Below are 24,713 nucleotides of genomic sequence, written 5' to 3' on the forward strand. Positions count from 1 at the left end.
CCCTGGCACTCTTTATGATCGTATGTGGCCTGTTCGCCAGGGAAACGGGCGAAGTATAAAGCATTGTGAATGGGTAAAGGGGTTTTATAAGCAAAAACACCACTGCGGTTGCAATGGTGTTTATCTCGTTATTCAGTCAGACGTGCGAAAGGTCTACTTGCCGTCAGCGCGGCGCTTTCTTCCGGTAGGATTATTGACCACGCTGGTTTTGTCACCTTCGGTCACGGATTTACGTTGATTTGAGATTTTGTGGTCCAGTCCGAGAATATGACGGGCCTGACGGTTCGATTTCATTCTAACTCCTTAATCCTGTTACTGGTTTCAAGGGCGAGCCCGTATGACAACGGACGAAATACAACCTGATAGAAAGCCGATGTTCAAAATAACGGCTTTCTGGATGGTCGGTCATTTTATCTGAAAGGTCAATGCTTAAGCGGCAAATGAGAACTTTCCCGTATGTGCCATGCTTTTTCTCAGCCGTCCTATACTTGTAACTCCAACGACAACACAGGAGAACGGTAATGACTATCCATAAGAAAGGTCAGGCACACTGGGAAGGCGACATTAAGCGCGGTAAAGGTACCGTATCGACCGAAAGTGGCGTGTTGAATCAGCAACCGTATGGGTTTAATACCCGATTCGAAGGGGTGAAAGGCACCAATCCCGAGGAGTTGATTGGCGCGGCCCATGCGGCCTGCTTCTCAATGGCGCTTTCTCTGATGTTGGGCGAAGCGGGTTTTACGCCAGATGCCATTGATACCACTGCCGATGTTTCTCTGGATAAAGTGGATGCCGGGTTTGCTATCACCAAAGTCGCGCTGCACAGCGAGGTGAGCGTCCCGGGGATCGATGCCGCCACGTTTGACGGCATTATCCAGAAAGCGAAAGCGGGCTGCCCGGTATCGCAGGTGCTGAACGCGGAAATTACGCTGGATTATCAGTTGAAGTCTTAATCGTGGCGTGCCGGATGCGACTGCGTCTTATCCGGCACCAGATGATGTTATTGCGCTACCCAACCGCCATCCATATTCCACGCAACGCCTCGCACCTGCGCCGCGCCGTCTGAGCACAAAAATAGCGCCAGCTCACCCAACTGTTCCGGCGTGACGAATTCGCGCGACGGCTGCTTTTCCGCCAGCAGGGCGTCACGCGCGGCTTCAGGCTCAGCGCCTTCGGCAATTCGTTTATCAATCTGCTGCTGGACCAGCGGTGTGAGCACCCAACCGGGGCACAGCGCATTGCAGGTGATGCCCGTTTGCGCGGTTTCCAGCGCAATGGTCTTGGTTAGTCCCACCACGCCATGCTTCGCTGCCACATAGGCGGACTTCTCTTTTGAGGCCACCAGCCCGTGAACAGAAGCGATATTAATAATGCGCCCCCAGTTACGCTTACGCATGCCGGGAAGCGCCAGGCGCGTGGTGTGAAAGACAGAAGAGAGATTAATGGCGATAATCGCGTTCCATTTATCAACCGGGAAGGTTTCCACCGGTGAAACGTGCTGTATCCCGGCGTTATTAACCAGGATATCCACACCGCCAAATTCGCTTGCAGCATAGCGCATCATGTCAGCAATTTGCGCTTCATCGCTCAGGTCCGCGCCATGATAGCCCGGCGTTTTGCCATACTGCGCCACGGCGTCTTTGGCGGCTTCAACATCGCCAAACCCGTTAAGGATCAGGGTTGCTCCCGCTTGCGCCAGCACCTGTGCGATGCCTAATCCGATACCGCTGGTTGAACCGGTTACAAGGGCAGTTTTTCCCGTTAAGTTCATGATGATTCTCCTTAAACAATTCCGGTGGTGTAGAAGACGCCGATAACAAACAGCACGGCCAGACTTTTAATGACGGTAATGGCGAAAATCCCACCGTACGCCTGACGATGGCTGAGACCGGTAATGGCCAGCAGGGTAATGACCGCGCCGTTGTGTGGCAGGGTGTCCATACCACCGCTGGCCATTGACGCCACGCGGTGGAAGACTTCAAGTGGGATATTGGCGGCATGGGCAGCGGCAATAAAAGTGTCAGACATGGCGGCGAGGGCAATACTCATCCCGCCAGACGCCGAACCGGTGATCCCGGCAAGCGTGGTGATGCTGATAGCCTCATTGAGCAGTGGATCGGGAATGGCCGCCAGCGCTTTGGACAACACAAGGAAACCCGGCAGGGCGGCGATCACTGCGCCAAAGCCGTACTCTGATGCGGTGTTCATCGCTGCGAGGATCGCACCGCCAACCGCCGTTCTGCTCCCTTCCGCCAGACGACCTTTAATGTTGCGATAGCCGAAGAGTACCACCAGTAAAATTCCAGAAATCAGCGCCGCTTCTACCGCCCAGATAGCAGTGATTTTACCGACTTCGGTGGTAATCGGTTTGGCAAGACCCGGAAGCTCTAACTGATGCGTGGCGCCATACCATTGGGGGATCCAGCGGGTGAACAGCAGGTTAAATACGCCAACCAGGATCAGCGGAGAGATAGCAATTATCGGGTTCGGCAGATTAATGTTATCTGGCGTTTCGGGCTCGTTTAACAGTTCAGTGCCATATCCTTCATTCTTCGACTGGGCTTTACGACGCTGGCGCTCGAGATAAACCAGACCGACAACGATAATAAACACGGAACCTATCAAACCCAGCCACGGCGCGGCCCAGGCGTTAGTCCCAAAGAAGCTGGTCGGAATAATGTTCTGGATCTGCGGCGTGCCTGGCAGGGCGTCCATAGTGAAAGAGAAGGCCCCCAGCGCAACGGTTGCCGGGATCAGGCGCTTTGGATATTACTCTGGCGGAACAGTTCCGCCGCAAACGGATACACCGCAAACGCCACTACAAACAGCGACACGCCACCGTAGGTCAACAGCGCACACACCAGCACAATCACCGGGATGGCGTGGCGACGGCCGAGAATGTTGATGGCGGCGGCGACAATGGAGCGTGAAAAACCAGATAACTCGATTAACTTGCCAAACACTGCTCCCAGCAAGAACACCGGGAAGTAAAGCTTCACAAAACCGACCATTTTTTCCATAAACAGGCCGGTAAAAGCAGGTCCGACGGCGCTGGGTTCGGTAAGCAATACAGCACCTAATGCCGCGATGGGGGCAAAAAGTATGACGCTATATCCGCGATAGGCTGCCAGCATCAGCAGGCCCAGCGCTGCCAGGGCGATTAATACACTCATCATGACTCCTCAATATCATTGTTATAGTGGGGTACAGAAAGAGAAGTTACGGTTTCAGGGCAAAGCGCAGCTGATGCTCTCTGCGTTGCTGGATATATTCCTTGCGCGAATCATCCCAACGATAAAATCCCTGACCGCTGCGTAAACCGGTATCACCGTTGGCAACTTTGTCAGCGACCAGCGACATCATGTCGCTACCGGTTGCCAGTTCCGGTAGCAGATGCCGACAAATATCCTGCACCGTAGAAAGTCCGGTCATATCTGCCGCCTCCAGCGGACCAACCATCGCATAGCGACGACCAAGCGAGGCGCGCATGACCTGGTCCACCACCTCTGCGCTGGCGATACCGCTTTTGACGATATGCAACGCTTCGCGCAGCAGGGCAAACTGCAGGCGATTACCAACAAACCCCGGTGCGGCGCGATCGAGCACCACGGCTTCCAGTTGCATTGAAAGCAGTCGCTGTTGCAGCGCATGCAGGTATTCTGGCTTCGTGGCCGTGCCGGGGACAATTTCGACCAACGGAATAAAATGCGGCGGGTGCCAGAAATGGGCGATCAGCAAGCGTTCGGGATGGGCGAGCTTTTCTGCCAGCGCATCCGGCGGCAGGCCGCTGGTATTACTGGCAATCACGGCCTCCGGCGCGATCAGCTCTTCCAGTTGCGCATACAACGCGTGCTTGAGTTCGAGTCGCTCCGGGATGGCTTCAATCAGCAACCCACACGCGGCAATATCTTGTAGCGAGGTAGTGCCATGCAGACGGCTCACAACCTGTGTTTTTTCGTCTGCGGCAAACTGTTCGGTAGCAATCAGTTCATCCATAATGCCGCTGGCAACGGCGCCAATGTCCGCAATGCGGCTGCTGTCGGTGTCATACAGCCAGACATCGTGACCATACCGGGCGAAGTGAGTGGCAATACCGACGCCCATCAAACCCGCACCCAGTACGCAGATAGGTTTACTTTGCATGAGATGCCTCCTGCGAACGTTCCACCGCCAGTGCTACGCCCTGACCGCCGCCTACGCACAGCGTAGCCAGCCCTTTGACGGCATTGCTGCGGGACATTTCATGCAGCAGTGTCACCAGAATTCGACAACCTGAGGCACCAATGGGATGGCCCAGCGCAATCGCTCCGCCGTTCACGTTCACCCGATTACCGTCCCAGTTCAGGGATTCGCCAACCGCCAGCGCTTGTGCGGCAAAGGCTTCGTTGGCTTCAATGAGATCGACATCATTTAACGTCCAGCCCGCTCGCTTCAGGCACTGGAGTGACGCTTCTACTGGCCCAATGCCCATAATCGCAGGGTCGACGCCGGAGACGGCGTAGCCCGCCACCCGGCCCATAACCGGCAGGTTGAGTTCTGCCGCTTTGGCGGCGCTCATCAACATTACCGCGGCGGCGCCATCATTGATTGACGAGGCATTCCCGGCGGTCACCGTGCCGTTACCTGGGCGAAATGCTGGCTTGAGCTGCGCCAGTTTATCGGCCTGAGTATCCGGACGTGGCTGTTCGTCATGATCCACTACACGCGGCGGTTTTTTGCCCTGTGGGACGCTGACCGGCGTGATTTCCGCGCTAAAACGACCACCTTCAATGGCGGCGGCGGCTTTTTGCTGGGAGCGAAGGGCAAAAGCGTCCTGCTGCTCACGACTAATGGCAAACTTATCCGCCAGATTTTCGGCGGTAATACCCATGTGATAGTCGTTGAACGCATCCCACAGACCGTCATGCACCACGCTGTCTTTCATGCTGGCATGACCCAGTCGCAGGCCCGCCCGAGCGCCATCGAGAAAATAGGGCGCATTGCTCATGCTCTCTTGCCCACCGGCAATCACGATTTGCGCATCGCCGCAGCGAATAGCCTGTACCGCCTGATGCACCGCTTTAAGGCCCGAGCCGCACACCAGATTAATGGTTAACGCCGGCGTAGTTACCGGCAGGCCTGCGCGTAATGCCGTTTGTCTGGCCGGATTCTGGCCGCAGCCCGCCGTCAGGACCTGACCTAAAATCACTTCATCAATTTGCTCAGGGGTTACGGCTGTTTTTTCCAGCAACGAACGGATCACCACCGAACCCAGTTCAACCGCCGAAAGCGGCGCCAGTGCGCCATGAAAACTGCCAATCGGGGTGCGCGTTGCCGCGACAATAACAACATCCTGCATGGTCAGCTCCTCAGCTAAAGTGCATTTCGGGGACATTTTCGGGAACGATCAGCTTGCCGGCGGTTCTGGCGACAATCTCATCCACACTGATGCCCGGCGCACGCTCACGCAGAATGAACGCGCCGTCGGCAATTTCCAGTAGCGCCAGATCGGTAAGCACGCGTTTAATGCAGGCTACGCCGGTCAGCGGCAGGGTGCAGGCGGGGAGCAGTTTCGACTCTCCGCTTTTGGAGGCATGCGTCATCACCACGATGATGTTGTCGGCTCCGGCAACCAGGTCCATCGCGCCGCCCATGCCTTTCACCATTTTTCCGGGGATCATCCATGAGGCGATATTGCCGTTAACATCCACTTCAAATGCGCCAAGCACCGTAAGATCAACGTGGCCGCCGCGGATCATGGCGAAAGATTGCGCCGAATCGAAGATCGCCGCACCTTTGCGCGCCGTCACGGTCTGTTTCCCGGCGTTGATCATGTCAGCATCAATTTCATCTTCCGTAGGAAACGGGCCCATACCCAGCAAACCATTTTCCGATTGCAGCATTACGTCCATGCCATCGGGAATATAGTTCGCCACCAGAGTGGGGATACCAATCCCAAGGTTGACGTAATAACCGTCGCGCAGTTCGCGGGCAACACGCATCGCCATTTGTTCACGCGTTAACATGGTCAGGCTCCTTTCTGGCGCAGGGTGCGTTGTTCAATACGTTTTTCAAACTGCCCTTGAATCAGGCGGTTAACGAAAATTCCTGGGGTGTGAATTGCGGCGGGATCCAGCTCTCCGGGAGGGACAATTTCTTCGACTTCCACAACGGTAATACGCCCGGCGGCGGCCATCAGCGGATTAAAATTCTGCGCGGTGTGGCGATAAATAACGTTGCCGTACCAGTCAGCTTTCCAGCCTTTAACCAACGCAAAATCACCGGTTATCGCCTGTTCTAAGATGTAAGGGCGTCCGGCAAACTCGCGAACTTCTTTGCCTTGCGCAACCGGGGTCCCGTATCCGGTTGCGGTATAGAATGCCGGGATCCCCGCACCGCCCGCACGCAGTTGCTCTGCCAGCGTGCCCTGCGGCGTCAGGATAGCTTCCAGTTCACCATTAAGTACCTGTTGCTCAAAGAGGGCGTTTTCACCCACATAAGATGCGACAACCTTGCGTACCTGGCGCGTTTCCAGCAGTACACCAAGGCCAAAACCATCCACGCCGCAGTTGTTTGACACAACCGTAAGCCCTTGAACCTCCCGACGACGTACTTCGGCAATCAGGTTCTCAGGGATCCCACATAAGCCAAAACCGCCAGCCAGCAACGTCATGTTATCGGTTAGTCCTTCCAGCGCCTCTTGATAAGTGGCAACCCGTTTATCCAGTCCAGCCATACACTTGCCCCTTCTGTTGTCCTTGCTGACATCATTGGGGGTGAAAAATGATTTGTTAATTTTAAATTTGTGACTCACTCATTGGGTTTTTTTATCAATTTAATGTTAATTAAAGGTATTCAACAAGTTAAGGGAATGCGAAATGGGAATGAGCATCAAACAGTTACGCGCGTTTTTAGCGGTAGCTCACACTCTGAATTTTGCTCATGCCAGTGAACGACTGAATATGTCGCAACCCGCACTAAGTCTGGCGATTAAAGGACTGGAGGATTCGCTGGGCGGGGCGTTACTGTTGAGAACCACACGCAAAGTGACCCTGACGCAAGAGGGCGAAACGCTGCTGAACATGGGGCGACAACTGCTGGCGGACTGGGAAAATACGGAAGAGGCAATGCGCCAGCGATTCACGCTACAGCGCGGGAAAATCTCTATTGCCGCCATGCCCTCATTCGCTGCTAACGTCCTGCCATCGGTACTAAAAACGTTTCGGGACTCCTACTCCGGTATCAACGTAACGGTTCACGATGTGATTAACGAACACGTAATTGAAATGGTCAGTGAAGGGCGGGTAGAGATGGGGATTGCCTTTGAGCCGGACTATTCAGGTCATCTGCATTTCACGCCGCTCGGTGTGGATCGTTTTATCGCCATTGTGCCGCCAACGTGCCGGCTGGCGGGCAGGGATCGTATTGCGTGGCGCGAACTGTTAACGCTGGATTTCATCACACTGCAACGTCCTTCTGCCGTGCGCCTGATGCTGGAAGAACAACTGGTGCAAAGTGGACATACGCTGGAGGTGGCGCTGGAGAGCCATCAACTGGTGACCATTGGCCGGCTGGTAGCCAACGGACTGGGCGGCAGTGCCGTACCCGCCCTGTGCCGTACGCAAATGACCGAGCTGGGCGCTACCTGTATCGATCTGGATACGCCGGTGATCCAGCGGCGGATCGGCGTTTTGCGTTCGGCGCATCATAAGTTGTCCACCGCCTCAGAAGTGTTGGTGGATTCACTGAAAAAGGCCTATTGCGCCTGATGCTCTCACGCATTACGCCAGCCGTTAAGGTTATGCCAACGCCCGCCAGCAGCGAACCTCACATCCGGTGTCACTTTTCAGCAATGGCTGTTTCTGCTCACAACCGCGGGTTGCCAGCGGACATCTGTCACGGAAAAAGCAGCCCTGAGGCAGCGTACGGTTCCCCGGGAGTTCGGTTTTGCGCAACACCAAATCTTCCGCCAGCGGTGCGCCCGTTTTGGGGACCGAGTCCAGTAATAATCGCGTGTAGGGATGAGCGGGCTGAGTGAGTACCTGCTGCGCATCGCCGAGCTCGACAATTTGCCCGAGGTACATTACCGCCACCCGGTCGCTCATATGGCGGACCACCGACACGTTGTGCGATATCAGCACGTAAGTCAGATTCCTGCGCGCCTGCAATGACACCAGCAGGTTGAGAATTTGCGCCTGCACGGAGATATCCAGCGCCGAGGTAGGTTCATCGAGAACAATCACATTGGGCTCTGATGATAGCGCCCGGGCGATGGCAATACGCTGACGCTGTCCGCCAGAAAACGCATGCGGCAGGCGATCGAGGTATTCCGGGCGAATCCCCACCTGGCGCGCCAAATCCTCGGCAAGCATGCGTCGCTCACGCTCCGGACTCCGCTTTTGGATCCACACCGGCTCGGTCATTATCCGCCACACCGGTAAGCGCGGATCCAGCGATGAAAGGGGATCCTGAAAGACCATCTGCATACCGTTGTGCTGCGTGTCCCCCCGGCAAGCATAGTTACCCTGACTGGGTTTCAGCATCCCCATCAGCAGTTGCGCCAGTGTACTTTTTCCGCAGCCGGACTCACCGACAATCCCCAGCGTTTCTCCCTGACGGATCTGTAAATCCAGGCCGTTGAGCGCATGCACCCGTTCCGTTACTTTGCCGAGCCAGTTTTTACGCGCAGGGAAGTTGACATGAACATCCTGCAGCGCCAGTAAAAAATCAGACATGTGTTGTCTCCAGTTGCGGATACCAGCAGGCAGATTGTTGATCCGCGCCTCCCTGACTGCTTAACGCAGGCGTTTCTTCACAACGTGGGCCAGCGGCAAAGCAGCGCTCGCGAAATGCGCATCCGGCCGGTAAACAGGTTAAGTTCGGCACGGTACCGGGAATTGCGGGCAGTAATGCGCGTGGCTCACCGTGTTCCGGCGCGCATTTCAGTAGACCAATGGAATAGGGATGCGTTGGGCGTTGAATAACAGTTTGCGTCGGGCCACTCTCAATCACACTCCCGGCATACATGACGTATAACCGATCGCATAACTGTGAAACCACCGCCATATCATGGCTGATAAATAATACGGCTGTCCCGCTGGCGCGCGCTTTTAACTTCAGCAAACGCAGCACCTGCAGTTGTACCGTGACGTCCAGCGCGGTGGTCGGTTCATCGGCAATGATAAGCTCCGGCTCGCACGAAAAGGCCAGGGCAATCATTACCCGCTGACGCATCCCGCCGGAAAGCTCAAACGGGAAACGTTTCATGACTTCCGACGCGTCCGGGATTTGCATTTCGTCGAGTAAAGCGATGGCTTTCTGACGAGCATCCGTGCGGCTTAACGCCTGATGATGGCGAATAACTTCCACCATTTGCTGACCTATACGTCGGGTCGGATTCAGCGCCGTCATGGGTTCCTGAAAGATCATCGCCACACGTGCGCCGCGCCATTGGCGCATTTGCTTCTCGCTGGCGTTGAGCACATCTTCACCCAGCAGCGAAACGCGCCCCTGGTGAATATGATAGCTTCCCTCCGGCAACAAACGCATGGTGAGCATAGCCGTCACGGACTTACCGGAACCGGATTCACCCACCACGCCAACGATTTCTCCGCGGTTGATATGCAGCGATACATGGTTCAGCGCATGCACGTCAGCTTTATAGCCGGGGAAACTCAGATGCAAATCTTCAATTTCCAGCACAGGTTGTGTCATGACTGTTTTCCTCCGGCTTTCGGATCCAGCAGATCGCGAATACCATCGCCAAAGAGATTAAAACCCACGGCGGTAATCAGAATGGCGGCGCCAGGAAAAGCGCAATACCACCACTGATCAAGCACGTAGTTGCGGCCAATTGCGACCATCGCCCCCCATTCAGCACTGGGCTGCTGTGCACCCAGACCAATAAACCCGAGCGTGGCGGCCATCAGGATCGCGCTGCCGATGTCCAGCGACGCCTGCACAATGAGCGGCGGCAGAGAGTTACGTAAAATGTGCCAGCTAATCAAATGCCAGCGTGAAGCCCCGTAGGTTCGTGCGGCCTGCACATAGGTAAACTGGCGCACCACTAACGTTTGACCGCGGGCGAGGCGCACATAAAACGGAATACGTACGATGGCAATCGCCAGCATGGCGTTAAACAGGCTTGGACCCAGCGCGGCGGCCAGCGCCATCGTCAGCACCAGCGAGGGAATAGACAGCATAATGTCCATTATCCGCATAATAATCGCATCGGCACGTCCGCCCATGACGCCAGACAGACACCCCAGCAGCGAACCCAATCCTCCGGCAATACCCACCACCACCAGCCCCGCAACGACCGACTGCTGACTTCCCACCAAAACGCGACTGAACAGATCGCGGCCAACTTCATCGGTACCAAACCAGTGCGCGGCTGACGGGGGTAGCAGACGTGCACTCAAATTGATAGCATTGGGATCGTAAGGGGTTAGCCACGGCGACAGCACCATTAGCAGTAGTATCAGTACAATGATGACCCCGCCAACCATCGTCAGTGGGCTGCTTTTCATCATCCAGAACAGTTTAGCCCAGTCCGTGCGGCGGCGTGTTGTCTGAGGGGCGGTCGGCGTTTCTTGTGTGAGCATCATTGTGCGCCTCCACGTCCAATTCGTGGGTCTATCCACAAATAGAGCAAATCCACCACCAGGTTAACCAGCACATAGGCGAAAGAGACCACTACGGCAAATCCCATTACCGCCGGGAAGTCGAGCGCCTGAATCGACGTCACCACCCACGCGCCCATGCCTGGCCAGGCGAAGACCGTTTCAGTCAGCACCGCGCCGTAGAGCAGATCGCCTAATGCCAGGCCGAGAACGGTTATCGAGGGGATGAGCGCATTAGGCAACGCGTAACACAATACGATGTACCAGCCCGGCAGCCCGCTGGCGCGAGCGGTACGAATGTAATCTTCACTCAGTTGCTCAAGCATGGCGGAGCGAATCTGGCGAGCGACAATCCCCAGGTGCACAAATGCCAGCGTCAGTGATGGCAGGATCAGGTGCTGAAGCGCATTGAAAAAGACTTCGCCATTGCCTTCCAGCAGTGCATCTATCAGATAGAACCCGGTAACGTGAGCAGGCGGATCCAGCCAGTCGTCTAAACGCCCGCCGCCGGGTAAAATTTGCAGATGCCCATAAAACAGCACGATAACCCCCAGCCCCAGCCAGAATGCAGGCGTGGAGATGCCGGTGATCGCCATCAGGCGAACGAGGTGATCAAGCCAGCGGTTGCGCCATACTGCAGATAAAATACCTAACGGAATCCCAATAATCAGCGCCAGCAACAAGGAGCAGAAAGCCAGCTCAAGGGTAGCGGGGAAGAAAATGCGTAGCTCATCCAGTACCGGACGTCCGGTGCGAATAGAGATGCCTAAATCGCCATGAAAAATGTCGCTGACATAGCGAAAAAACTGCACATACAGCGGCTGATTCAGCCCCAGCTGTTGGCGAATATTTTCGACAATTTCATCGCTGGCGCGATCGCCCGCCAGCAGCCGCGCGGGGTCGCCTGGTATCAGGTGTGAAATAATAAAGGTGATTACGCAAACACCGATAACCACCAGAATAAGTCCCCAGCATCGCTGGCGTAAAATACTCCAGAACGTCATTAGCTTCCCCTTGCGGAGCCAGAGCGGCTCCGCATCAACGTGGCTTATTTACTCATGGTGGAGATATTGAAGACCTGTTCCAGCATCGGATTGAATACAAATCCTTTGACGTCTTTGTTCATCGCCAGCTGATAGTTTTTCTGGAATAGATAGATGTAGGCTGCTTCATCAATCACGATGGTTTGCGCCTGCTGGTAGTCATTGGTTCTGGCAACCTGATCGGTCGTGGCCAGCGCGCTACGCAGGAGTTTATCGACCTCAGCGTTTTCATAGAACGAACGGTTACCCGGCAAGCCTTTCTTGTCTGACTCAAACCAGTAGTTCATAAACATGTACGGGTCGGCGAAGTCCGGGCTCCAGTTGCCAATGGCAATGTCGTAATCGCCTTTACCCACGCGGTCACGCATAGTGGCGTTCGCCAGTTTTTCCAGCTTCACCTTAATGCCCAGTTTGCCAAGGCTTGCCTGGGTCGCGAGCGCGATAGGTTCCCAGTTAGGGTCATTATCAGAGTACAGGAAGCCCAGGCTTTCAGGTTTGGTGGCAACGTTGTCCAGGGCCGCTTTCGCTTTGGCTTCATCGAAGCTGTACTGCATGGCCTTGTCGTCAAAACCCCACATGCCTTCAGGGATCGGGCCACGCATTTGCTTCCCATTGCCGCTCAGGATCCCGTTGACCATGCCTTTATAATCGGTGGCCCACGAGATGGCGCGGCGTAAATCCACCTGATTGAGCGGGGCCTTACTGTTGTTGAGATACAGATAGGTCACGCGCAATGAGGGGTAATCCGCTACGTTCACTTTGCCTTCTTGTTTTAAGGCAGCCAGTTGGTCAACAGGAAGCGCATCGGCAATGTCGATATCGCCACGCGACAATTGCAGGCGGCGGGAGGCGCTTTCACCGATGATTTTTACCGAAACCCGCTTAAACGTCGGTTTAGTGCCGGCATAATGCGGGTTAGGCACCAGCACCAGCTGTTGTCCTTTTTGCCAGCTTTTAAGCATGAATGGCCCGGAACCCGCCGTGTTCTGCGCGAGGAATCCGCGGGCATCGTCTGCGGCATGCTCTTTTAAGATAGCCGGGTTAATAATTGAAGCCCCGTCATTTGCCAGCGTATACAGAAACGGAGCAAACGGCTGGCTCAGGGTAAATTTCACCGTGGTGTTATCGATCGCCTCAACCTTCAGGTCTTTCGGGAACGCTTCTGCGGGACCCTGACCAATTTTGAGCAAACGTTCGAAGGATTGCTTTACCGCATCAGCCGTCACCGGCGTTCCGTCGGCGAATTTGGCATCGTTTTTCAGAGTAAACGTCCACTCTTTCTGGTCGTCCGAGGCTTTCCAGCCACTGGCTAAATCGCCTTCAACTTCCGTGGAACCTTTGCCACCATCGGTTTTGTACTGAACCAACCGCTGATAAGAGGGATAGGTGACCGTCCAGTCGTTGTTATCGATGGTCACGGCGGGATCGAGCGTCTGAGGATCGGCGGCTTTACCAATCACCAGCATGTCTTTAGGCACGGCGGCCTGCGCGGCGGGTAGGGCAAACGCCAACGCAACGGCTATCAGAGCGGGGCGAAAAAACGCGTTTAACGCAGGTGTAGTCTTCATAACCAGGCTCCAGAATTAAAGGGGATGTTGTGTTGTTATGGGTGAAGCAGGGAAACAGGCTATCTGGTCGTCAAGCAGCGGATAACGAGCGGCATCAGGTAATTCAAAATGCCACCACTCGCTGTTGATACCGACAAAACCGCCCCCGAACATAATGGCATTGAGCAGCAGCCGATTGCGCTGCGCAGCCGGAGGAACAGAAGGGTGCCAGGCATGGGAACGGTCGTGCATTTCATCAAAACCGGCCCCCATATCGAGTAGAACGCCACGATCGTCCATTAACGTAACGTCAATGGCCGTTCCGCGACTGTGATTGGATCCTATCGCCACATCAACAACGTACTGGGGATCAGGACAGGCATTCCACAGTACCGCCTGCGCCTGCTGAGGGCGATACGCGTCGTACACCACCAGCGACAATCCCGCCAGTTGCGCAATACTAATGCTTTTAGCCAGCGCGGTTACCGCCTCGGCGTGCAACAGGCAGCGCGCTTCCCGATAGATAGGTGCACCGGTAATGTTGTCGGCAGTGGCGTATTTAAGATCGATATGCAGCGACGGAAATATCACCGACAGATCGACCAGTTCTGGGGTTTCTGACATAGCACGTTTCCTGTTCATTGTTCGAATTGACCAAATTGTTGTTGTAACTGGCGATTGGTTTGCAGGCGTCCTGCGAGGGAGTCACCCAGTTGGGCCACCACCGCAGAGAGTAATAAATTGAACAAACAACTCACCGGCGCCAGTGAGTCCCAGAAATGTCCGGTGTCGGTTTTTACCTGAAGTAAATCAATAGAATAGTCTCTGGCCCATGGACACCACACATCGGTGATTAGCGCCAGCGGAATGCAACGTTCCGTGGCGACGCGGCAATATTGTCGCGAGATAGCGGAATAGGCGCGCATATCGGTGATCACCACGTAAGGCTGGGTGAATCCCGAATTCAGCGACTCCACCCAACTGCCGGAAAGCCCTTCGGAGTAGCTAACTTTAGGTCGCAGGTATTCCAGGTGACTAAAAAAGGCGTTGGCGATCCCACGGGTGGACTGGATCCCGAGAATATACACGGCTTCCGCATGCGCCAGCTGCTGCGCAATGCGTAAAAACGTTTCGCTTTGTGCAAGTTGATAGACGTGGGTAATGGCGTCGATTTCCAGTAACAGCGACTGCTGCGCGCGATCCGGCAGGCTTTGCTGTTGGTGCCAGGAGTCTAGTCGCTCGTTCATTCCCCAGGGCTGATACGGGACAACGGGTAGCTCTCGCAGACTGGCTTTTGCATCTTCCAGATTGCGAAACCCCAGTTTACGCAGATAGCGTCCAACGGTAATACCGCTGGTTCCGGTTGCTTTAGCGATACCATCCGCGGTTTCAAAAGGGATCTGTACAGCATGGGCTAACAGCCACCCGGCCACGCGCTTTTCGCTGGGCGTCAGCTGGCTAAAGGTCTGCTCTATGCGGGTAAACAACTCAGGTTTCGCTGTCATTACCTTCTCGCTGTTAGTTGTCTGTCAGATTACGGTTCACTGTTAGCAAATTAACAATGCAGGACGCGTGCCAGGTCGGTAACAGCGGCACACTGGCTGTTTTTGTTAAAACAAACTCATATTCGTTAACTAATGATCAACATTTGTGCAGCGTAGTTCAGTTTTGGTGCAGCGGCAGGGGGAGCGGGGCAGGATTCTGTTGATTTCGTCGGAACGATCACATTGTGGCCACGTTTTACGCCCAAACATCAGAATCAGTAATGTGAAATATAAATTTCAGCTATATCCATGGCGGCAATCTTTATTCTCATGATGGTAGGGGTATTATTTTTGCGAACTACATTAACGGTTTGAAGCGCAAGTGTAGATATTATTTATATTATAAATGGAGTTCTACAATGAATAAATTTTCTCTTTCTACAGCTGGTATTCTGGTCGCAGCGCTGTTAACCAGTGTCAGCGTCAATGCAGCAACTGATAACGCTAAAACTGAAGTGACTCCGAAAGGCATGAGCTGCCAGGAGTTTATTGATTTGAACCCGCAAACTATGGCTCCGGTGGCTTTCTGGGTGCTCAATGAAGACGAAGACTTCAAAGGTGGCGATTACGTAGACTATAACGAAACCGTGACGACTGCTGTTCCCCTGACCGTTGAACTTTGTAAAAAACATCCTCAGAGTGAATTAAGCAAAATAAAAGACGAAATCAAAAAAGAATTATCCAAATAAGATTAAGTTGTTATTAAAACCCAGCCAGAGTGCTGGGTTTTGCTATTCGTGACAACGTCACTTATTTGTTTTGTAATACTTAAGAAAACTTTATAAAGATATAAACTCCTGTGCCGATACTGGATAAAAGTTAGCCTTTTGCAGAAGGAGTTTGTATGGCCTGGTATCCTACTCGTATTTCAACGCGTTTAACCATCGGCGGCATTCTGCTGCTTGCAGTCACGAGCCTTGTGATAGTGGTGATTATGCTCTGGCGTGGTCAGCCGCGCGTCGTTGAAATCAACACCGCCCTGATCGAAGAAACAGGGCAAGGTTTAACCCGTCAATTGAGTACCGTATTGTCCAGAATTGAAGGCGAGACCGTCAGCCTGTCACGGCTGGCTGAGGTGCTGCCAAATGATGAATCTCTGTACCAAAACGTCGTTCCACATCTGATTGGTGAAGGTAAAGACTCGATTATTACCGGCGGCGGCATCTGGCCAGAACCTGATGCCTTCACCGCTGGTGTAGAGAAAAGAAGCTTTTTCTGGGCGCGTAATGCTGAAGGAAAACTGGCGTATTCCAACGACTACAATGTCGAAGGATCAAGCGGATACCACAATGAAAGCTGGTATCAGCACGCCAAAGGGCAATCACAAAACAACTGCCTATGGTCTGATGTTTACCAGGATGCCAGTTCTGGCGTCAACATGGTGACATGCAGCGTGCCTTATCAACTGGCGGGCAAGTTTGCCGGGGTCGCCACCACCGACATTCGCCTGGATAATGTCGCTACTTTCATGCAGCAGCAGGGCAACAGCACCGGCGGCTACGCGTTTGTGGTAGACAAGCAGGGACAAATTCTCTATTTCCCGCAGGCCGACCTGGCAAAATATAAAACCATTAACGATCTGGCGCAAAGCGCGCAATGGCTTATCCCGGTGGAAAAGGGGCTGAAATCTCTGCGCCCGGCCGATGGGGTGAAGACGATTACGCTTGCAAACGACAACGTTCTGAATACGGCGTCACGGGTAATGCTGTTCCCGATGGCGGATACCGGTTGGGTTGTCGGTCTGGTGACACCTGAGTCGCGTATCGTCGGCCTTGCCAAAGTAATGATGCAGGACGTCCTGGAAGTATTAATCCCGATAATGACGTTGTTGCTGGTGGGATCCTGGCTGGTGGTTCGCCGACTGATTTCACGTCTCGATGATACCCGTCAGGCTCTTGATGACATCGCGCAGGGCGAAGGCGATCTTACCCGTCGTCTGGATGTTCGCGGCAAAGATGAGATCTCTGCTATTGCCGAGGCGTTTAACCTGTTCGTCGATAAAATCTCAGCCATTCTGATCACCGTCAGAAGCAGTAGCACAGTGGTGGCGAATAACGCCGTTAGCCTGGCTGACAGTAATATGGAGCTTTCATCTCGCGTAACGCAGCAGGCTGCTGCTCTGGAAGAGAGTTCGGCGGCTATGGAGCAGTTAAATGCGACCGTTCATCAAAATGCCAGTAACACACAACTGGCGGATGAGCTATCCGACAGTACCGCGCAAACGGCAAACCGTTGCGGCGATGTGATGCAGGGCGTGATCTCTACGATGGATAACGTCAGCGCCTCATCCGGCAGAATGGTGGAAATTGTCGCGGTCATCGACAGCATTGCGTTCCAGACCAATATTCTCGCCCTGAATGCCGCGGTTGAAGCCGCCAGAGCGGGTGATGCTGGCAGAGGGTTTGCCGTCGTGGCCTCAGAAGTGCGCACGCTGGCTCAGCGCAGTGCCACTGCTGCCCAGGAAATTAAAGCGTTGATTGATGAATCCGTTTCTCATGTAGGTAGCGGAAGTCAGCAAATCCACACTGCCGGCGAACGTCTGGGAGAACTGGTGAGCAATGTGCGTCAGGTGCGCCAGTTGATGGGGGAAATACGCGTTGCGGGTGAAGAACAACGTAAGGGCGTTTCCGAAGTTACGCTGGCCGTTACCGAAATGGACAGCACCGTTCAGCAAAACGCCTCATTAATTGATGATGCCGCAGCACGGACGCAGGCGCTGAAAGAGGAGGCGGAACAGTTGGCACTGCTGGTCTCATCCTTCAGATTACCTGAGCCTGGCGTTGCCGGATAACCACACCCTATCCGGGTACAGGCAATGTGCCCGGATAACTCCAGTATAATGGCCCTTAAGCAAGATTTTCCGGTTTAACTCCCTTTTATTGTGCCTTATAAGGCTTTGAATCATTCCCCGCTTAACTCTATAATATTGGGTGTAAAGTCGTTTATATCCCAATAAGAGCCAATATTATGGATTTAACGCTAAATACTGCAGCCGATATCGTCAAACTACTTTGCGACAGATTGCGTAAAGAACGACTCGCCCGGCAAATGACGCAGGCTGATGTTGCCGCGCGTTCAGGGGTCGGTGTGAATACCGTTTCGAATCTGGAAGCGGGGAAAAATGTAGGATTTGAGAATCTGGTCAAAGTCGCGATGGTGTTAGGCTATGGCGATGCGCTGGAGGGGTTATTCAAACCCAGGATTGATAGTCTCGATGATATTTTGCGTTACGAAAAGAGCGCAGCACGTCAGCGGATCAAAAGGAAAAATTCTGATGCCTGAGCAAGTTGATGTCTTCTATGAAGGCTGGGGTGAGAAATGGCTGTGGGGCAAACTGGTGTCTTCCACAGCCCTGACCGGACGTCCGTTGATCGCCTTTGAATACAGTGAAGAGGCCTTACGTAAGGGGCTGGAACTGTCCCGACTGATGTTACCGCTAAACGGTCCCCGTTTACGCAGGGATTTCCCGGCTCATCAGTTGGGATTACCAGGGCCGGTCTATGATTCGCTACCTGATGGCTGGGGTATGCTGTTGATGGACCGACTATTTAAACGCCGCGGGCTCAACGCAGCACGCATTGGTCCATTGGAGCGCTTAACCTGGGTCGGCAACAACGCGATGGGCGCCATGACATTCCAGCCCGTTCAGTCAGATGTCGAGACGCTGTCAAAAGAGGATGTTCCTCTCGCACAACTGGCCGCGGAGGTTCAGGAAGTCCTGAGCGGGGAAGGCGGGGAATTCTTGCAAAAACTACTCCAGATGGGCGGTTCGCCACAGGGAGCAAGGCCTAAGGCGCTACTTTATCGTGACACTGTCACGTCTAAATTCACCACGGCGCCGCTACCCGGGAGCGAAAGCTGGCTGATTAAATTTCCCGCCAGGCATGAGCATGCTGAGGTATGTGCCATCGAAGCGGTTTATGCTGAATGCTTGCGCCAATGTGGGATCACCACGCCAGACACGGCGTATTTTAATCTGCCCGGCGGACAGGCTGCATTTGCCACTCGCCGTTTCGACCGTGACCAGTCGATACGTATTCCTATGCAGAGCCTGGCGGCACTTACCGGGGCAAATTACCAGATACCCGGCGCTTTAGACTACCGGGATTTTCTGCGCGCTACGCAGATTTGTACCAATGATGTCAGAGAAAAGGCAAAAGCGTTCGAACGCGTGGTTTTCAACGTAGCATTTAACAACCGCGACGATCATCCGAAGAATTTTGCCTATTTAATGTCAGCTGATGGAAACTGGACTCTGGCTCCGGCCTACGACGTCACCTGGTGTGAAGGGCCTGGTGGATATCACCAAATGGACGTACTGGGAGAGGCGCTGGATATCGAAAGAAAGCACCTTCTGTCGCTAGGCGTTCAGGAAGCTGAGTTATCTGCTGATCATGTGAACGGCATAATCGAAAAGGTCTGTCACTCTGCCACAGGATTGAGCGCTGTCGCCAGGGATAAATATCCCGATCAGATAACGCAATCCACGCTGAATACGATACAGAAACAAATTAATGATAATGTCCGCCGGTTAATGTCCCGGTGACGCAGATATAGCCGCTACACTTACCGGAGAATTAAAGCTGAGCGGGGCAATGTTATGGCTGAATTTGTCTTGGGTATGCTGGAACACACACCAGTTTGGGTGTATCTGTTGTTTGTCTTTCTGCTTTACCGGGGGATTAAAGCCAGAACGCCCGCCACCGTCACGCTGGAAAAACTGGCGCTAATCCCCGCTATTTTTCTGTTCTGGGATATCTACGATTTAATCACTTATCGCGATCCGACCCTCATTACCTATATCCAGTGGGTAATAGGTATTATCAGTGGCGCGATAATTGGCTACATGTTGATTAACCCCAGCCGTTTGAGTCGAGGTAGCGCACCGCGGAGTATTCACCGTCCGGCGGACTATTCCGCATTGCCGTTTATGCTGCTGGCATTCAGCGTTAAGTACGTACTTGGCGTACTTAACGCCGTTTCCCCCGACGTTTTACGCCAGCCCGCAATGAGTGCCATGGCTATCATTACTGGCGGCATCTTCGCCGGTGTTTTTGTGGGGAAATTTAGCCGCTACGTGAGCGTCTGGCTCAGGCTTCGCGGTCAGGACAACCATTAGCGCCCCCAACGATTGCGAATGTAGGTCACGGCTTCCTGCGTTTGCGGCTGATTAAGGTAATCTTCGCGAAACAGAATTGTGCCATTAATGTGCGGTTCAGACTCGTTCAGATCGAGCTGTTTTTTCAGCTCCGGTACGCCGCCTTTGACCGTCCAGTCCGGCTCTTTTCGCGACGGTTCGCCGACTTTATACAGCGCCACCCCAATATACAGGCGGGTGTTGGTTGATTTGACGACATCAGCCCACCATTTTGCCAGTACATCGTAGCGCGCCGCGTCGCGGGCAAAAGGCCAGTACAGCTGCGGAGCGATGTAGTCCAGCAGACCTAGTTGCACCCAACGACGGGTGTCAGCATACGATTCATCATACGCTGCCGCACCGCGCGTGTCGGAACCTGCCGGATCGTGCGAACGGTTGCGCCACACGCCCGCAGGACTGACGCCAAACTCGACTTCAGGTTTGAGTTTCTTGATGGTCCGCGAAACCTGGGCGATCAGTCGTTGCGTGTTATCGCGCCGCCAGTCCGCTTTGGAAGCGAATCCCTGGCCGTATCTTCTGAAGGTCTGAGTGTCGTTGAGCGCAGATCCGGGAGATTCGGTATAGAAGTAATCATCAAACTGCACGCCGTCAACCGGGTAATTCTCAACGACTTCAGCCACGATGCTGGTTATCCAGTCACGCACTTCGGGAATACCGGGATCTAACACAAAACGCTCACCCGAGGTGCGGATCCAGTCCCGGTGCAGGACATAAACGCTGGAGGGCGTCTGCGTCAGGGTATTGTTTAGTTCGGTGACCGTCGAAGGCCTGGTGTTCACGGACACGCGGTAGGGGTTAAACCAGGCATGGACTTTCATGCCGCGTTTATGCGCTTCATCGAGCATAAACTGGAGTGGATCGTAACCCGGATCCTGACCAATCCTACCGGTCAGGGTATCTGACCATGGCAAGATTTTAGACTGCCACAACGCGGTGGCATCAGGTTTCACCTGGAAAAAAACGGTGTTAATACCAAGCCGCTTCAGGTTGTCCAGCTTGTCCGTCAGCGCTTTTTGCTGCTGGCTGATGCGAGCGGCAGGCGAACTGATGTTGACAGATGAAATCGGCGGCCAGTCCAGACGCGAAACCGTTGCCAGCCAGATACCACGCACCGGCTCCTTGCTTTGCTGTGGTTTACTCACCGGAGGCTGTGGCGTAATTCTGGAGCCGGGCGGTTGCGATGAACAACTGCCCAGTAGCAACATACTGCCTACCAGCAGCGCGAACCACTTCATGTTGGTTAGCGGCAGCCTGGCGCGGGAACGGGCGAGAACATTCGCCAGTTTTTTCTGATAATTTCCTGAAATAAAACCGGATGCTGACATCAGATTTTGCTCTTAATTCTTCTTGTTGCGGCTGTTAGCCCATGGGTCGAAGGCCGGTTCGGGGGTGTTGTTTGAGACCTGGTCATGCAGCGAATCAAGGTACAGCGCTTCGACTTCTGCCCGCGCCCACGGCGTACGGCGCAAAAACTTCAGACTGGATTTAACGCTCGGTTCATTTTTAAAGCAGTTGATATTAATGCGTTGCGCCAGTTCAGCCCAACCATAACGATCAACCAGGGCATTGACCTGCATTTCAAGCGTTACGCCATGTAATGGGTCTTTAGAAATATGAGCATTCATATGAAGTCCAGTTCAGTGGTTCCAGATTTTACGGGAAGAAGGTTACAAGAAAGCAAAGCTGCCAGCAATGGCAGAAACCGGCATGGCGCGACAAGACGAGCACCCAACCGGCAATGGATGGATCAATACTCTTTAAAGGCCAGTTCCAGACGGGCAATCAACGGTTTAAACAGGTAACTCATCAGGGTTCGTTCACCGGTCTTGATCGTCACGCTGGCGGGCATTCCCGCTTTAATTTTGTAATCGCCCAGCAAACGCGCGCCCTCTGCTGAAACCTGTACTTCAGCAAGGTAGTAAGGCTGCTGTGTGGCCTCATCAATTAAACGATCCGCCGAGATGGTGAGAACCCGGGCCGGGACCGACGGTAACAGCGCGTGGTTAAGGGCAGGGAATAGCACATCAACGGTTAAACCGGGGACCAGTTTATCAATGGCGTGCACCGGTATTTTGGCATCGATTTGCATCGGTTGCCCGGCGGCAACGATATCCATTAAATGTTCTCCAGGCTGGATGACGCCGCCAACGGTACTGACTTTAACATCCAGCACGATGCCGTTAATCGGCGAGCGGATCTCGGTGTTATCCAGTTCATGACGCGTGGATACCAGTTCATCCTCCAACATTGCCACCTCTTTTTGGTTTTCGGTCAGTTCAGACTCAACCTCACGTAAATATTGATGACGCACCTGGTAGGCTTTAATTTTTAATTCATTCTGCTGGGATTTCAGTTTGGCAATATTAAGTATATCTTCTGAAACGCTGCTGGATATTTCTGCTGCTTCGCGCTCAAGCACCAGTAACTGCGCTTTGGGGTAATAGTTTTTTTCACTCAGTGCGCGAATAGCACCCAGTTCCCGGTTAATCAGATTGAACTGGCGGTCGCGATAGCCTTTTATTTTATAAAGATTATCCGTTTGTCCCACCAGGCCATCGAGCGTCTCCTGAATCATCGATAGTTCGTCCTGAATGGTCTTGCGGCGCGTATCGAAAAGTTTAGCCTGCAGATTTCTCACTTCCGCCAGCCGTTTATTGCCGGAGAACTGCTGCGTCAACGTCGTATTAAAGCCGATTGTTTCCAGACCATCGCGTTCTGCCAGCAGGCGGTCTTCAATACTTTTAGCAGAAATATACTGGGCATTTAAGGCGCTGAAACGCATTTCGAGCTGCATTTTATCCAGCCGGACGAGAACCTGGTTTTTCTTCACCAGGTCGCCTTCTTTGATAAAGATATCCGTTACCCGACCGCCACTCAGATGCTGAATGGTTTTACGGTTACTCGATACGGTTACCGTGCCATCGGCGACCACGCCCGCATCTAACGGCGCTTGTACAGCCCAGAGGATAAAGCTGCCGACACCCAGCATAATGACGATCACGCCCCGAATAATCGGCGACCAGATATTGGTATCTACGCCAGCGGAGGCCGCGTTGTGGGGATTCTTTTTCATCATCAGGCCTCACGTTGCTGTTCAGTAGTGGATGGAGAAGGCGTAGCCACCGGTTTCAGTACGTTGGCCTGACGCAAATGGGCAAAAACCTGATCGCGGGTGCCAAACTCCTGTATAGCGCCATCGTTAAGCAGCAAAACTTTATTGACCACGCCGAGCAGCGTGGGTCGGTGCGAGATAATGACGGTAGTTTGTCCCTGCGTGCGCAGGGTATTGATGGCTTTAATGAGTGCGAACTCCCCCGCGTCGTCAAGATTGGCATTCGGTTCATCAAGCACGATAAACGCAGGGTTGTTGTAAACGGCGCGAGCCAGCCCGATACGCTGTCGCTGCCCGCCGGAGAGCTGGTACCCACCTGCGCCAAGCGGTGTGTCGTATCCTTGCGGCAAACGCAGAATCATCTCATGTACGCCGGCCAGCAGGGCGGCAGCGACGATAAGCTCACTGTCATTTGTGGTGAAACGGGCAATGTTTTGCGCGATGGTGCCGTCAAACAGTTCAACATCCTGCGGCAGATAGCCAATGGACGGACCCAGCAGTGCTTTATCCCACTGACAAATATCCGCCCCGTCTAATCTGACCTTTCCTGATAACGGCTTCCAGACGCCAACCAAAACCTTGGCCAGCGATGTCTTCCCTGAGGCAGAGGGACCGATAATCCCCAGCACTTCGCCTTGTTCCAACTGGAATGAGATATTACGCAATAGTGGGGAAGACTGACCGGGAGCCGCAGCAAAAACACCTTCAACGCTGATGTTGCCGTTCGGACGAGGCAGGGTCAGCACCTCTTTCGGTGCCGGATACTCTTTCAGCAGGTCAGAGAGCTGGTGCCAGGCGCTACGAAACTGCACAAACTGCTTCCAACTGCCGATCACCTGTTCTACCGGGTTCAGGACGCGGCCAAGAATAATCGACGCGGCAATCATCAGGCCCGGGGTAATATGGCCGCCGATCACCAGTAAAGCCCCGGCGCCCAGCGCAATCGACTGCAGCAACACCCGCACAAAGCGGCTGAGACTGCTTAACCCGGCCGTTTTGTCGGCAATCAGCGTTTGTAACGCCAGCACTTTGTTATGCTGTTCCTGCCAGTTGGACTTCAGGGTTGAGAGCATTCCCATCGCCTCAATGGCATCGGAGTTTTGTAGCTGTTTATTCAGTTTACTGGCATTGTTAATCGTTAAGGCGTGCGCTTGTTGAATAGGGCGCTTGGTAGCGATTTCCGAGACCAGCGTCAGAATGAATAATAACGTTATTCCACCGAGGGAGAGATAGCCCAGCAGAGGATGGACCAGAAAGGCGATGAACAGATATATCGGCGTCCAGGGAATATCCAGCAGGGCGAACAGACTATTCCCGGAAAGAAACTGACGGAGCTGATCCAGTTCGGCTAAAGATTGCGCCGGGTTATTATCACCGGTAACCATCTTTCTTTTAAATGCCGCATTAAAGACTAACTGGCTTAGCTTTATATCCAGCCGGTTGCCAAGCCTGACCATGACCTGCGCGCGGGCGGATTCAATCATGGCTATAACGATGTACAAGCCGACAATCAATAAGGTTAGCATTAACAGCGTGGTGGTATTTTTACTCACCAGCACGCGGTCGTATACTTGTAGCATATAAATTGCCGGCGCCAGCATAAGCATATTAATCACACAACTAAAAAACAGCAGCATCAGAAAAGTGGGTTTCGTTCCTTTGAATGCATCATTCAGTTCTGTTGGCGTATGCTGGCGCGACATAGTCT

At 53.7% G+C, this 24,713-nt stretch carries 24 protein-coding genes and 1 pseudogene; 7 read left to right on the forward strand and 18 right to left on the reverse strand.

Annotated features, from left to right (window positions below; all coding sequences use genetic code 11):
• Positions 1 to 153: 153 nt before the first annotated feature.
• Positions 154 to 294 (reverse strand): stationary-phase-induced ribosome-associated protein, encoded by a 141-nt coding sequence (gene sra, locus LA337_11265; GenBank protein ID UBI18221.1) that lies wholly within the window; start codon positions 292 to 294, stop codon positions 154 to 156.
• Between the two features lie 227 nt (positions 295 to 521).
• Here sra and osmC point away from each other — a divergent pair, with 227 nt between their 5' ends.
• Positions 522 to 953, forward strand: a complete 432-nt coding sequence (osmC, locus tag LA337_11270; protein UBI18222.1) for a peroxiredoxin OsmC — start codon at positions 522 to 524, stop codon at positions 951 to 953.
• A gap of 47 nt (positions 954 to 1,000) precedes the next feature.
• On the opposite strand, the gene LA337_11275 is transcribed toward osmC, so the two are convergent.
• The 6 genes and pseudogenes from LA337_11275 to LA337_11300 all read right to left on the reverse strand — a co-directional run bounded on the left by LA337_11275 (position 1,001) and on the right by LA337_11300 (position 6,715).
• On the reverse strand, positions 1,001 to 1,771 hold the full coding sequence (locus LA337_11275; protein ID UBI18223.1) for a 3-hydroxybutyrate dehydrogenase: 771 nt from the start codon (positions 1,769 to 1,771) through the stop codon (positions 1,001 to 1,003).
• Between the two features lie 11 nt (positions 1,772 to 1,782).
• Positions 1,783 to 3,176: pseudogene (locus LA337_11280) on the reverse strand (GntP family permease).
• Between the two features lie 43 nt (positions 3,177 to 3,219).
• The gene (locus LA337_11285; GenBank protein UBI18224.1) at positions 3,220 to 4,143 is read right to left on the reverse strand and encodes a 3-hydroxyacyl-CoA dehydrogenase family protein; all 924 of its coding nucleotides are present in this window, start codon (positions 4,141 to 4,143) and stop codon (positions 3,220 to 3,222) included.
• Positions 4,133 to 5,338, reverse strand: coding sequence for an acetyl-CoA C-acetyltransferase (locus LA337_11290; protein ID UBI18225.1), 1,206 nt, complete (start codon positions 5,336 to 5,338; stop codon positions 4,133 to 4,135). Before LA337_11290 ends, LA337_11285 begins: the two co-directional genes overlap by 11 nt.
• Before the next feature lie 10 nt (positions 5,339 to 5,348).
• A complete protein-coding gene (locus LA337_11295; protein ID UBI18226.1) occupies positions 5,349 to 6,005 on the reverse strand; it encodes a CoA transferase subunit B in 657 nt (218 codons plus the stop codon).
• Positions 6,006 to 6,007: 2 nt separating this feature from the next.
• Entirely contained in the window at positions 6,008 to 6,715 is a 708-nt protein-coding gene (locus LA337_11300) for a CoA transferase subunit A (GenBank protein UBI18227.1), read from the reverse strand.
• A 142-nt stretch (positions 6,716 to 6,857) separates the two neighbouring features.
• Between LA337_11300 and LA337_11305 the strand changes: the two genes are divergently transcribed.
• Positions 6,858 to 7,748: a LysR family transcriptional regulator gene (locus LA337_11305; GenBank protein UBI18228.1), complete on the forward strand. Its 891-nt coding sequence runs from the start codon at positions 6,858 to 6,860 to the stop codon at positions 7,746 to 7,748.
• A 30-nt stretch (positions 7,749 to 7,778) separates the two neighbouring features.
• Here LA337_11305 and LA337_11310 read toward each other — a convergent pair whose 3' ends face one another.
• Genes LA337_11310 through LA337_11340 form a run of 7 tightly spaced genes read right to left on the reverse strand, consistent with a single transcriptional unit; the run spans position 7,779 to position 14,696 of the window.
• The gene (locus LA337_11310; GenBank protein ID UBI18229.1) at positions 7,779 to 8,714 is read right to left on the reverse strand and encodes an ABC transporter ATP-binding protein; all 936 of its coding nucleotides are present in this window, start codon (positions 8,712 to 8,714) and stop codon (positions 7,779 to 7,781) included.
• Positions 8,707 to 9,693 carry an ABC transporter ATP-binding protein gene (locus LA337_11315; GenBank protein UBI18230.1) on the reverse strand — a complete coding sequence of 329 codons (987 nt, stop codon included), beginning with the start codon at positions 9,691 to 9,693 and terminating at the stop codon, positions 8,707 to 8,709. The genes LA337_11310 and LA337_11315 overlap by 8 nt, the downstream gene beginning before the upstream one ends.
• Positions 9,690 to 10,586, reverse strand: a complete 897-nt coding sequence (locus tag LA337_11320) for a D,D-dipeptide ABC transporter permease (GenBank protein UBI18231.1) — start codon at positions 10,584 to 10,586, stop codon at positions 9,690 to 9,692. The genes LA337_11315 and LA337_11320 overlap by 4 nt, the downstream gene beginning before the upstream one ends.
• On the reverse strand, positions 10,583 to 11,605 hold the full coding sequence (locus tag LA337_11325; protein UBI18232.1) for an ABC transporter permease: 1,023 nt from the start codon (positions 11,603 to 11,605) through the stop codon (positions 10,583 to 10,585). The genes LA337_11320 and LA337_11325 overlap by 4 nt, the downstream gene beginning before the upstream one ends.
• A gap of 44 nt (positions 11,606 to 11,649) precedes the next feature.
• A complete protein-coding gene (locus LA337_11330) occupies positions 11,650 to 13,212 on the reverse strand; it encodes an ABC transporter substrate-binding protein (protein ID UBI18233.1) in 1,563 nt (520 codons plus the stop codon).
• 15 nt (positions 13,213 to 13,227) lie between these two features.
• A complete protein-coding gene (ddpX, locus tag LA337_11335) occupies positions 13,228 to 13,815 on the reverse strand; it encodes a D-alanyl-D-alanine dipeptidase (protein ID UBI18234.1) in 588 nt (195 codons plus the stop codon).
• A 14-nt stretch (positions 13,816 to 13,829) separates the two neighbouring features.
• Positions 13,830 to 14,696: a MurR/RpiR family transcriptional regulator gene (locus LA337_11340; protein UBI18235.1), complete on the reverse strand. Its 867-nt coding sequence runs from the start codon at positions 14,694 to 14,696 to the stop codon at positions 13,830 to 13,832.
• Positions 14,697 to 15,094: 398 nt separating this feature from the next.
• Between LA337_11340 and hdeB the strand changes: the two genes are divergently transcribed.
• From hdeB to LA337_11365, 5 genes are all read left to right on the forward strand, one after another.
• The gene (hdeB, locus tag LA337_11345) at positions 15,095 to 15,424 is read left to right on the forward strand and encodes an acid-activated periplasmic chaperone HdeB (protein ID UBI18236.1); all 330 of its coding nucleotides are present in this window, start codon (positions 15,095 to 15,097) and stop codon (positions 15,422 to 15,424) included.
• 155 nt (positions 15,425 to 15,579) lie between these two features.
• Positions 15,580 to 17,526 (forward strand): methyl-accepting chemotaxis protein, encoded by a 1,947-nt coding sequence (locus LA337_11350; protein UBI18237.1) that lies wholly within the window; start codon positions 15,580 to 15,582, stop codon positions 17,524 to 17,526.
• A gap of 176 nt (positions 17,527 to 17,702) precedes the next feature.
• The gene (locus LA337_11355; GenBank protein ID UBI18238.1) at positions 17,703 to 18,017 is read left to right on the forward strand and encodes a helix-turn-helix transcriptional regulator; all 315 of its coding nucleotides are present in this window, start codon (positions 17,703 to 17,705) and stop codon (positions 18,015 to 18,017) included.
• A complete protein-coding gene (locus tag LA337_11360) occupies positions 18,010 to 19,281 on the forward strand; it encodes a type II toxin-antitoxin system HipA family toxin (protein ID UBI18239.1) in 1,272 nt (423 codons plus the stop codon). Before LA337_11355 ends, LA337_11360 begins: the two co-directional genes overlap by 8 nt.
• Positions 19,282 to 19,335: 54 nt before the next feature.
• Entirely contained in the window at positions 19,336 to 19,854 is a 519-nt protein-coding gene (locus LA337_11365; protein UBI18240.1) for a hypothetical protein, read from the forward strand.
• On the opposite strand, the gene LA337_11370 is transcribed toward LA337_11365, so the two are convergent.
• The 4 genes from LA337_11370 to LA337_11385 all read right to left on the reverse strand — a co-directional run bounded on the left by LA337_11370 (position 19,851) and on the right by LA337_11385 (position 24,708).
• A complete protein-coding gene (locus tag LA337_11370; GenBank protein ID UBI18241.1) occupies positions 19,851 to 21,218 on the reverse strand; it encodes a glycoside hydrolase family 10 protein in 1,368 nt (455 codons plus the stop codon). The two genes, LA337_11365 and LA337_11370, sit on opposite strands and share 4 nt — an antisense overlap.
• Before the next feature lie 12 nt (positions 21,219 to 21,230).
• Complete coding sequence (locus tag LA337_11375) at positions 21,231 to 21,518, reverse strand: VF530 family protein (protein UBI18242.1); 288 nt, start codon at positions 21,516 to 21,518, stop codon at positions 21,231 to 21,233.
• Positions 21,519 to 21,640: 122 nt separating this feature from the next.
• A complete protein-coding gene (locus LA337_11380) occupies positions 21,641 to 22,969 on the reverse strand; it encodes an HlyD family type I secretion periplasmic adaptor subunit (protein ID UBI18243.1) in 1,329 nt (442 codons plus the stop codon).
• The gene (locus LA337_11385; protein UBI18244.1) at positions 22,969 to 24,708 is read right to left on the reverse strand and encodes a type I secretion system permease/ATPase; all 1,740 of its coding nucleotides are present in this window, start codon (positions 24,706 to 24,708) and stop codon (positions 22,969 to 22,971) included. The genes LA337_11380 and LA337_11385 overlap by 1 nt, the downstream gene beginning before the upstream one ends.
• Positions 24,709 to 24,713: the final 5 nt, after the last annotated feature.

This window comes from Citrobacter europaeus, from assembly GCA_020099315.1.
Lineage (GTDB): Bacteria > Pseudomonadota > Gammaproteobacteria > Enterobacterales > Enterobacteriaceae > Citrobacter > Citrobacter europaeus.